Below are 9,774 nucleotides of genomic sequence, written 5' to 3'. Positions count from 1 at the left end.
CCGGTCTGGGCGGCGAGAGACGCGGCGCCGGAGCCGACGGTCGCGAAGGGCACGGACCTGGTCGGCGGTGTCGTCGCGGGCGCCGACGCGCTGAGGGCGGTGATCGATAGGTCCAGGGGCGGCCGGGACATCGCGGCCGGCGCGAGCCCGCAGACATCGCAGTATCCGTCCACCACGCTTCCGGCGCAGTCGGGGAAGGCGCACCGATCCATCGGCGTCTCTCTCCCTCTCCCTCGTTGAGCCTCGAGCGTCATGGACGTCCGGCCGGTCCCTCAGCGCCTCATCAGCCGGCCGCGGGTCGGTCGGCGAGCGCCGCGAAGGGCCACGGTGCCGCCGGCACCAAGGTGTCGATCCGCGCGCTGGACGGAACGGGTAAGGGCGTGCTCGGACCTGGTACGGCTCACCGGGGGTCCGCTCACGTCACTCAACGTTCACCCTGCCTGTTTCCGCCTATCACCTGATCGAGGGGCCTATTCCACTGAGGAGACCCCTGACACGATGACAAGTGTGATTCCTATCGCCGAGTTCGGACAAGCGCCCGGAGACCCCAAGAAACTGGGCCCCCTGTGGGCCCAGCGGGGCCTATTGGATCGGGTTCGCGGTGTATCACAACGGGACCGGACGGCTCCTTCTGGTATGAGCTCAATTCACGGGGGAGCCCGTCATGTCTGGCCGTTCGCCGGCCGGACGGCGGAACTCGAACTGATCGGACAGCGCCTGCGGGTCCGGCGCGGGGGCGGTGTGGTCATCGCCGGCGAACCGGGTCTGGGCAAGAGCAGGCTCGCCGCCGAGGCCGTACGAGAGGCCGGCGCACCGGTCGCACAGGTGGTCGGCACCCGGGCCGGGGCGTCGGTGCCCTTCGGCGCTTTCGCGCATCTGTTCCCGGCGGTCCCATCGCCGCGGGACGGGCTCACCGTGCCGCTGCGCTGGGTGACCGACGCGCTACGGCCGCGTGCCGGAGGTGACCGGCTCGTTCTCGTCGTGGACGACGCGCATCTGCTCGATCACGCCTCGGCCGCCCTGGTCCTCCACCTCGCACAGCGCGGCGACACCAGGCTGGTCGTCATCGCCGGCCGCGGGGGCACGGCTCCGGACGCGGTGGCCGCGCTGTGGAAGGACGACCTGCTGCCGCGTCTCGATCTCGGGCCGCTCACCCAGGCCGAGTCGGCGCAGGTCCTGACAGGGGCGCTCGGCGGTCATGTGGAGGCGCTGACCGTACGGCGGCTGCATCGGCTCACCGAGGGCAATGTGCTGTTCCTGCGCGAGCTGGTGATGACCGGTGTGAGCACGAACGTCCTGTCGCGCGCCGGCGGGGTGTGGAGCTGGCGGGGTGAGCTGCCGGTGGCCGGGCGGGTCAGGGAACTCGTCGAGAGCCGGCTCGGTGACCTCACGGCCGCCGAACGCGAGGTTCTCGAGTACGCCGCCTTCGGCGAGCCCCTTGACGACGACCTCCTCGAAGGACTGGTCGAGTCCGACGCCCTCGAGCGCATGGAGGCCCGGCATCTCATCGTCTGCGGCCGGGAGGGGACACGGCTGCGGGTGCGGCCGGCCAGCCCGCTCTACGGAGAGGTCGTGCGAGCCAGGTGCGGACCGCTCCGCGCCAAACGGGTGAAGCGCCGCCTCGCGGACGTCGTCGAGGCCCACGGCGACCGGCCGGACGACGCGCTCAGGGTCGCGGTCTGGCGGCTGGACAGCGGCGGCCGGCCCGACCCGGCCGTGCTGATCGAGGGGTGCCGTCTGGCCTGGGTCGGTTATGACGTCGCGCTGGCCGAACGCCTCGGCCGAGCGGCGCTCGCCGCCGGCGGCGGCCTTGACGCGGCACTGGCGCTCGCGACGCCGCTCGTCATGGGCGGTGGGTGGGAGGAACTGGAGGCGCTGCTGCCCGTGCCGGGCTCAGGCGCCGCCACCGGCGATCCCGGCACCGCAGACCAGGCCCACGCGGAGTACGCGGCCGCCCGGGCGTACGGGCTCATGTTCGGCGGCGAAGATCCACTGCCGGTCCTGGCGGAGGCGGCCGCCGCGATCGGCGATCCGCGGGCGCGGCAGGACGTCCTGAGCGCCGCGGCGCTGCTCCACTTCTACTGTGGCCGGGTCGATGACGCGACCGAGCACATCGGGCTCACCCGATCCCTGGGCCGGGCGAGCCCGATCGCCGCCGCACGGCTGGCCGCGGCCGAGGCGACGATGCTCGCGCACCGCGGGCACGCCGAGCGCTGCCTCGACGTGGTGGAAGCGGCGCTGCGTGACCTCACGGAGTGGCGGGAGGCGGAACCCGTGCTGCTGCCCGCGCTCGTGTGCGCCCGGCTGATGGCGCACGTGTTCGCCGGTGATCTTGACGAGGCGTGGGAGGCCGTCGCCGACGGGGAGCGGCTGATCGGCGAGGGCGCCGGGTGGGACATCGGGATCGCCGGGGGCTGCGGTCATCGCGGGCAGATCAGCCGGCTGCGCGGGTCGATCGGTGACGCCCTGGCGTGGAGCCGCGACGGAGCCGGACGGCTGCCGGCCGGGCCGGTCGGATTCGCCGGGCTCTGCCTCGGCGAGCTGGCCCATGCCGCCGCGCTCACCGGAGACGTCGTCGAGGCCCGCCGCGCGCTGGACGCGGCCGACGAGCGGACGCTGCCTGCCTTCCGCGCCATCGATTTCACGGTCGAGCTGGCCCGTCCCTGGGTGCTGGCGGCCGGCGGCGACCTCACCGGGGCGGTCGCCGCCGCGCTCGCCGCAGCCGACCGTGCGGCGGAGCACGGGTTGAGGGGTTACGAGATGTACGCGCTGCACGACGCCGTACGGCTGGGCGCCGCCGTCCGAACGGCCGACGGTGTCGCGGAGACGATCGCCGACCGGCTGGACCGGCTGGCGGACGAGATGGACGGACCGCTCCCGCCCGTGCTCGCCAGGCACGCCGCGGCCGCCCTGGTCCGCGATCCGGCCGCACTGAGCGCGGCCGCCAAGCAGTTCGAACAGCTCGGCATGCTCCTGCACGCGGCGGAGGCCCACGCGCACGCGGCCGGTGCCTACCGGAGGCTCGGTGGGCCGCGTCTCGCGCGGGCCTCGGAGACCAGCGCGTGGGCGCTGGCGGCCGACTGCCAGGGCGCCCGTACGCCGGCGCTGGCGGAGCTGACGGCGCCCGGGCTGACGGCCAGGCAGCGGGAGATCGCCCACCTCGCCGCGGGCGGCCTGACCAATCGCCAGATCGCCGACCGGCTCACGGTGTCGATCCGCACCGTGGCCAATCACCTGTGCGGCGTGTACGAGCGGCTCGGCGTCAACGACCGCACCGGCCTGGCCGATCTCCTCGGCCGGCTCGACACCCGGTGACCGCCGGCCGGGAGCCGCGCGGCGCTCAGCCGGAGCCGAGGGCGATGAAGGACAGCGCCGTCGCCCGATGGACGGGTTCGTCCGGCACCGCTCGCCGAGCGTCCCGCAGCGCCTCGGGCAGGCCGGCACCGCGGTGCAGCGCCTCGTGCAGCGCGAGCATGAGCGGGACGGTGGCCTCGTCGTTCACCGGGACGAGGCCCGCGACGATTCCCGCGGTGCCGAGGGGCAGCAGCGCCGCGGCCAGGCCGAGCAGCTCGTGCGCTCCCGCAGGGGCCAGCCGACCTGAGTCGCAGCTGGACAGGACCAGCCGGTAGGGCGCTCGGGTCAGCCGCTCGACGTCGTGCACGGTGAGCGGCCCATCGTCCATGTGCAGCGACGAGAACATGGGGCTGTCGGCACGGAAGCTCCCGTGCGCGGCGACATGCGCCAGCCGGCAGCCGTCGATGGCCGAGAGCACCCGCGAGGCGGTGGCGGTGCCGTGCTCGAGGACGGTCGCGTCGCCGTATCTCGCGGCGAGCGGCGTGACCTCTGCTCCGCCGGTACGCAGGCCGGGTCCCCGAACCAGCACGACGTCGCGGCTCTCCGGCGGGACGGCGGTGCGCGCCCGAAGCCAGGCCGTCGCCGACGGTGCGACGCTGAGCGGGCGGTCGCGCAGCGAGGGGAGCAGGGCCCACGGAACGCCGTGCAGCCGTCCCGGCGGGACCATCACCACCGGCCCGTCGCCGAGAAGACGCGCCGCGGAGCCCAGCACGGCCCGCTCCAGCCTGCCGGCGGTCGCCTCCAGCAGGTCGAAGACGTGCTCGCCGGAGGACGGTTCGTAGGCCAGCCGCCGCAGTGCCGAGCCGGCGAACTCGGCCTCGGCGGCCGCATCGGCGATCCGGCCCGCCGGGATCCGGCGGACCCGGCCGTCGCCGCACACGAGCAGGTGCAGCTCGCCGTCGATCTCGACGATCTCGACGAGGCACTGGTCCTTCAGCTCGTCCAGCAGCCCGCCGATGTCGAGGCGATCGCCGGCCGGACCGGTGCCGCGCAGGTGCATCATGCGGCCGCGGATCTCTCGTTCGAGCCGCTGTTGCCCGAGGCGCAGCTCGGTCGCCGGGGTCCCGTCCGCACGTGCGCGTTCCAGCCGGCTGGAGATCTCGCGGAACGCCGTCAGCTCCGCCTGCAACGCGTGGTCGCCCGGCGGGTGCACGGGCGGCACCGACAGCGCGGTGGCCCGCCAGCGCTCGGTCCACGCGAGCAGGTCCCGGGAGCGGCCCGCCCGCAGGCATTCGCGCTGGGCCAGTGCCGCGAGCTCGGCTCCCTGCTCGGTGGCCTGTGCGCGCAGCTCGGACGCGCCCAGCGTCAGCCGGTGATCGTCGAGAAGATCGAGGCCACGACGGCAGGCGCTGAGCAGGCCGCGGGGCAGCCCCTGCGCCTGTGCCCGGAGCGCCTGCGCCAGCCATCCGGCCGTACGGCTCAGAGCCGGGCCGCGCCGCCGCGCCCGCGCCGCCTCGGAGAGGTGCCGGTCGGCCTCGGCGAGCCGGCCCAGGGCCAGAGCGGTGCGGCCGGCCAGCAGATGGGCCTGAGCGGATTCGGCCGACTCGAGGGCGCCGAGCCGCTGTGCCGTACGGGCCGACTCACGCAGCAGCCGGCCGGACGTCAGACCGGCCGCGAACCGGGCCTGCAGGAGCGTGAGCCTGGCATGCGCGCCCCACCACTCCCGGTGCTGCGCGGAGAAGGAGCCGGACGCCGCGGTGGCGCGGGTGACCGCGGTGGCCGGGTCGCCGGCCGCGAGCGCCGCCCGGGCGGCCATGAGCAGCAGCTCGGCCTTGCGGGTCGCCTGCCCGCTGATGCGAGTCAGTTGCCGGATTCCGGCGTCGGCCTCGGCGAGGGCGTCGGCGGCCAGCCCGGCGGCGAGGAGCACGCTGCACCGGTCGATCGCGAGCTCGGGCACCGGGGCGCCGAGGGCGCCATAGCGCCGGCCCGCCTCGTCGAGCCGGGCGAGGGCGGTCGGCAGGTCGCCCAGCCGGAAGGCGGTCAGCCCCCGGTTGTGCACGGAGAAGACCGCCTCGACCTGCTGGCCGGTCTCGGCGTACAGCCGGTCGGCGGTGCGGAAGTCGGCGTCGGCCCGGCCGGGTGAGCCGAGGGCGAGGTGAGCGACCCCGCGGGCGGTGTGCGCGCGGGCGCTCCACAGCGCGTCGCCGGCCCGCGTGAGCACGGGGATCACCCGGCGCAGGTCCTCCAGCGCCTCACGGTGCCGGCCGAGGACGTTGAGCACGCCGACGCGCCGGAACCGGATGCGCGCGGCGGCCGTGCCCTGAGACCGCTCGATGGCGCCGTCGAGCGCGGCCAGTCCGGCGGCGGTGCGGCCGACGAAGACGAGCGCGATGCCCAGGGTCGCCAGCACGTCCGGCTCGCGCGATGGATCGCCCGAGCGGCGCGCGTGCCGCTGGGCCGCCCGCAGCTCGCGCAGCGCCGCGCTCGTGTCGCCGAAGTCGCGCAGCACCACGCCGATCGCCTGGTGGGCGACCGAGGCCGCGAAGGGCCCGGGCGAGTCGGCGAGGACGGCGCGCGCCTCCGCGAGTGCCTTGTCGGGCCGGGAAAGGGCCAGCGGCAGCAGGTCGAGCGGATCCGCCGTCACGGACCGATCGTAGGGGTATGGACGCGGAGCGTCCACGGGTGTATCAGGGAGCCGGCGGGCGGCTCATAACAGGGAGACGGCACCCGTGCGATGAGAGGAACCGCGATGTCCGTGCCCGAAGAACGCGGCGACCCGAAATTCCTGTCCCAGCTGGAGGCTCTGCGCGATGCCGCCGGACCGGCGGGCATCGAGGTCGAGATCGGCTACAACAGGCAAGGCGCACCCGTGACCGCCTACCAGAAGGGGCATCTGCTGGTCCGCGACGCCGACCTCGGCGAGGTTCTGCGGGTGGTGCCGGGTGCCGCTCCGGCCGGAGACTCCAGGAGCGGGGTGACCCGGGTCGACACCGGCGGCCGGGCCGCCCTCGACGCGCACGCCGAACTCGGGCAGCGGATGCGCCGCGGCGCGGCGAGCCTCAATCACATCGTCTCGATCGCGCCGACCGGATTGTGTCCCGGCGACGAGCCGGCCCCGGCCGGGCCGCTGCCGAATCCGGCCGTCAACCCGGACGACAAGGCCGGCGCGGGCGTCGTCGTCAAGGTGATCGACACCGGCCTGGTCCCCATCCGGAACCATTCGTGGCTCGCGGTGGGTGTGACCGGTGGCATGAACACCATCGAGAACGCCGAGGACCCCACGCTGATCAGGGAGTACGCCGGGCACGGCACCTTCATCGCGGGCATTCTCAAATGCGTCGCGCCCGCCGCCTGGGTCGACGTCTCGAACGCGCTGCCGTTCGCGGGAGCCGTGCCCGAGGACGAACTGGGCGATCAGCTGCTGCGGGAGCTGCCGCCCGAGGGGGAGCGCTGGCCGGACATCATCAGCATCTCCGCGGGCGCGAGCACCGGGAACAACGCGCCCCTGGTGGGCCTCGAGCGATTCGTCGAGCAGCTCGGGCGGCACGAGGAGACCGTGCTGGTCGCCGCGGCGGGCAATCACGGCGACCGGGTGCCGTTCTGGCCGGCGGCCCTCGCGGGTCCCTTCCCCGAGCCGATGCCGGGCGTTGTGTCGGTGGGGGCGCTCTCCGACAGCGGCACGTCCATGGCCTGTTTCAGCAACCACGGCCCGTGGGTGTCGGTGTACGCGCCGGGCGAGCGGCTCGTCAACGCCTTCATCGAGGGCAGGTACAAGTACCGGGACCCGCAGGAGGGGCACTGCCGGTACTACCCGCCGCCGCAGCCGGACGACGACTGCACCTGCATGAGCGCGCCGCCGGAGCACTCGATCGCCACCATGAGCGGCATGGCGAGGTGGAGCGGCACGTCCTTCGCCACCCCGATGGTCGCGGGCATGATCGCCGTACGGATGTCCAAGACGAAGGAGAGCTCTCGCCAGGCGGCCGCCGCGCTGCTCGCCGGGGCGGGCCACCTGCAGGGCGTCGGGCCAGTACTCATTCCCCCCGGCTGGTTTCCGGCGTAGGTCCACACTCCGCGTGACCTCCGGGCTACGATGGCAATCCCGCCTCGGAGGCTCGCGTTGCACACCCATGACACTGGCGTTCTCGTCACGGCCGCCGCCGGTGGTGACGAGGTGGCATGGCGGGCTCTGGTCGAGCGGTTCAGCGGGCTCGTCTGGTCGGTCGCCCGCGGCTGCGGGCTCGGCGCGGCGGACGCCGAGGAGGTGTTCCAGACGACATGGTTGCGGTTGGCCGAGCACGTCGGCCGGATCACCTCTCCCGCGCAGGTCGGGGCATGGCTGGCCACGACCGCGAGGAACGAGTCCTTCAAGGCGGCCCGGGCCGGCCGGCGAGTGGCGCCGACGAGCGACCTCGACGTGCTCGCGCCAGAGGTCGACGACCGGTCGCCCGAGCGCGCGCTGCTCGAGTCCGAGGACGCCGCCCTGGACATGGAACGGGCCCGCCAGGTCTGGCAGGCGTTCCAGGAGCTGCCAGGGCGCTGCCGCGAACTGCTGCGCGTCCTCATCGCCTCGCCCCGGCCGAGCTACGCCGAGATCGCGGCCATGTTCGACATGGCCGTCGGCAGCATCGGGCCCACCCGCGCTCGCTGTCTGGGGCGGCTCAGGCAACTGCTGGCCGAACGCGGTGTCGACGGCCATCCCGCGTGACCGTACGGGTGAAGTACCGACCAGTGCGCGGACGAGAAGGATAGGGCGGGGGCTCGATGATGGCCGACGCGATGGACGGCGGTCCAGGCGACGGCCCGGCCGATGGTTCGGGCGGGGACATGGACGCTGATATGGACGCAGGTTCCGGGCACGCCGACGACCTCGAGCTGGAGGAGGAACTCCGGCGGATCGCCGATGTCCTCGACCCGGTCCCGCCGCACCTGGTGCGGGCCGCGATCGAGAGCTACACCTTCCGTGCCCTCGACGCCGAGCTGGCCGAACTCGTCTTCGACTCGCTGGCCACCCCGCAGCCCGTCCGGGTCGTCGGCGGACCGCGGTTGCTGACGTTCCAGTCGAGCGCTCTGACCGTCGAGGTGGAGGTCACCGGCGACGGCCCGGTCCGCCGCATCATCGGCCGGCTCATCCCCGCCGGCCCCGAGCGTCCCGCGCAGGTGGAGATCCGCTCCCGCGACCAGGTGATCCCGGTGGACGCCGACGAACTCGGCCGGTTCAGCGCCGACCTCCGGGGCGCAGGCCCGTTCAGCCTGCGCCACGGAGATGTCGTCACCGAATGGTTCTCGGCCTGACCCGACCCCGGTCGATGCTCAGACGGGGTAACCGGCGATGTCGCCCTGGACGGTCACCCACTGGGTCTCGGTGAACGCCTCGACGTTGGCGGCGCCCCCGCCGAACCGCGATCCGGTCCCGGAGGCTCCCACGCCGCCGAAGGGGGCCACGGCCTCGTCGTCGACGGTCTGGTCGTTGATGTGCACGATGCCCGTCGGGATGCGCTCGGCGAGCGCGAGCCCCTTCATCACGTCGCGGGTGAGGATGCCGAGCGAAAGGCCGTACTCGGTGTCGGCCGCCAGCGACACCGCCTCTTCGGCGGTGGCGAAGCTCATCACCGGGGCGACCGGCCCGAACACCTCCTGCGCGTACGCCGGGCTCTGCCGGGTGACGTCGGCGAGCACCGTCGGCCGGTAGAAGAGGTCCTCGTAGGTGCCCCCGGCGACCAGGCGCGCGCCCGCGTCCACGCTCGCCGTGACCAGCGAGTGGATCTTGTCGCGCTGGCCGCCGTCGATGATCGGGCCCAGCATGACCTGCTCGGTGGCCGGGTCGCCGACCGGCAGCCCGTCGGCCTTCGCGGCGAGCCGGGCGACGTACTCCTGCACCAGAGACTCGTGCACCAGGTGCCGGCCGGTGGTCATGCAGATCTGTCCCTGGTGGAAGTACGAGCCCCAGGTCCCCGCACTGACCGCCAGGTCGAGGTCGGCGTCGTCGAGGATGATGAGCGCGGAGTTGCCGCCCAGCTCCAGGTGCGCGCGCTTCAGATGGCGGGCGGCGAGCTCGCCGACCTGACGGCCGGCCGCCGTCGAACCGGTGAAGGAGATCACCCGGATCCGGGGCTCCGCGACGAGCGCGCGGCCCGTGTCGACCCCGCCCGGCAGGACGTGCAGCAGGCCGTCGGGCAGACCGGCCTCCTCGAAGACCCGGGCGAGCACCACACCGCCGCACACGGCCGTACGGGGGTCGGGCTTGAGCACGACGGCGTTGCCGAGCGCCAGCGCCGGGGCGACCGAGCGGATGCTGAGGATCAGCGGGGCGTTGAAGGGGGCGATGACGCCGACGACGCCCGCGGGAAGGCGGCGGCCGAGGCTGAGCCGCTTCTTGGCGGTCGGCAGGATCTCGCCCGGCGGCCGCGAGGGCAGGGCGGCCGCCTCGTAGCACTCCTGGGCCGCCACGTGGGTCTCGAAGGCCGCCTTCCCGGCGAT

General features: G+C 74.1%; 7 protein-coding genes. 4 read left to right on the top strand and 3 right to left on the bottom strand.

Annotated features, from left to right (window positions below):
• Positions 1 to 212: hypothetical protein (locus tag HKK72_RS40225; protein WP_222721352.1), on the bottom strand; the 212-nt coding region annotated here is incomplete at its 3' end.
• 424 nt (positions 213 to 636) lie between these two features.
• Between HKK72_RS40225 and HKK72_RS30830 the strand changes: the two genes are divergently transcribed.
• Positions 637 to 3,315 (top strand): helix-turn-helix transcriptional regulator, encoded by a 2,679-nt coding sequence (locus HKK72_RS30830; RefSeq protein ID WP_187237955.1) that lies wholly within the window; start codon positions 637 to 639, stop codon positions 3,313 to 3,315.
• Positions 3,316 to 3,340: 25 nt separating this feature from the next.
• Here HKK72_RS30830 and HKK72_RS42475 read toward each other — a convergent pair whose 3' ends face one another.
• Positions 3,341 to 5,938: a CHAT domain-containing protein gene (locus tag HKK72_RS42475; protein WP_222721351.1), complete on the bottom strand. Its 2,598-nt coding sequence runs from the start codon at positions 5,936 to 5,938 to the stop codon at positions 3,341 to 3,343.
• A gap of 105 nt (positions 5,939 to 6,043) precedes the next feature.
• Here HKK72_RS42475 and HKK72_RS30820 point away from each other — a divergent pair, with 105 nt between their 5' ends.
• The 3 genes from HKK72_RS30820 to HKK72_RS30810 are packed head-to-tail and all read left to right on the top strand — an operon-like array spanning position 6,044 to position 8,589.
• Complete coding sequence (locus tag HKK72_RS30820) at positions 6,044 to 7,357, top strand: S8 family peptidase (RefSeq protein WP_187237954.1); 1,314 nt, start codon at positions 6,044 to 6,046, stop codon at positions 7,355 to 7,357.
• A 57-nt stretch (positions 7,358 to 7,414) separates the two neighbouring features.
• Positions 7,415 to 8,002, top strand: coding sequence for an RNA polymerase sigma factor (locus tag HKK72_RS30815; protein ID WP_187237953.1), 588 nt, complete (start codon positions 7,415 to 7,417; stop codon positions 8,000 to 8,002).
• 56 nt (positions 8,003 to 8,058) lie between these two features.
• Positions 8,059 to 8,589: a hypothetical protein gene (locus HKK72_RS30810; RefSeq protein WP_222721350.1), complete on the top strand. Its 531-nt coding sequence runs from the start codon at positions 8,059 to 8,061 to the stop codon at positions 8,587 to 8,589.
• Positions 8,590 to 8,607: 18 nt separating this feature from the next.
• On the opposite strand, the gene HKK72_RS30805 is transcribed toward HKK72_RS30810, so the two are convergent.
• The coding region (locus HKK72_RS30805) for an aldehyde dehydrogenase family protein (protein ID WP_187237952.1) at positions 8,608 to 9,774 on the bottom strand (1,167 nt) is incomplete at its 5' end.

This window comes from Actinomadura sp. HBU206391 (genome assembly GCF_014323665.1).
Classification (GTDB): Bacteria; Actinomycetota; Actinomycetes; order Streptosporangiales; family Streptosporangiaceae; genus Actinomadura_C.
The sequence above is the reverse complement of the archived record's forward strand: the minus strand, read 5'-3'. Positions and strand labels throughout refer to the sequence as shown.

Coding starts and splice junctions, on each gene's coding strand:
- HKK72_RS30820 (WP_187237954.1), top strand. CDS start 6,044: ATGTCCGTGCCCGAAGAACGCGGCGACCCGAAATTCCTGTCCCAGCTG.
- HKK72_RS30830 (WP_187237955.1), top strand. CDS start 637: ATGAGCTCAATTCACGGGGGAGCCCGTCATGTCTGGCCGTTCGCCGGC.
- HKK72_RS30810 (WP_222721350.1), top strand. CDS start 8,059: ATGATGGCCGACGCGATGGACGGCGGTCCAGGCGACGGCCCGGCCGAT.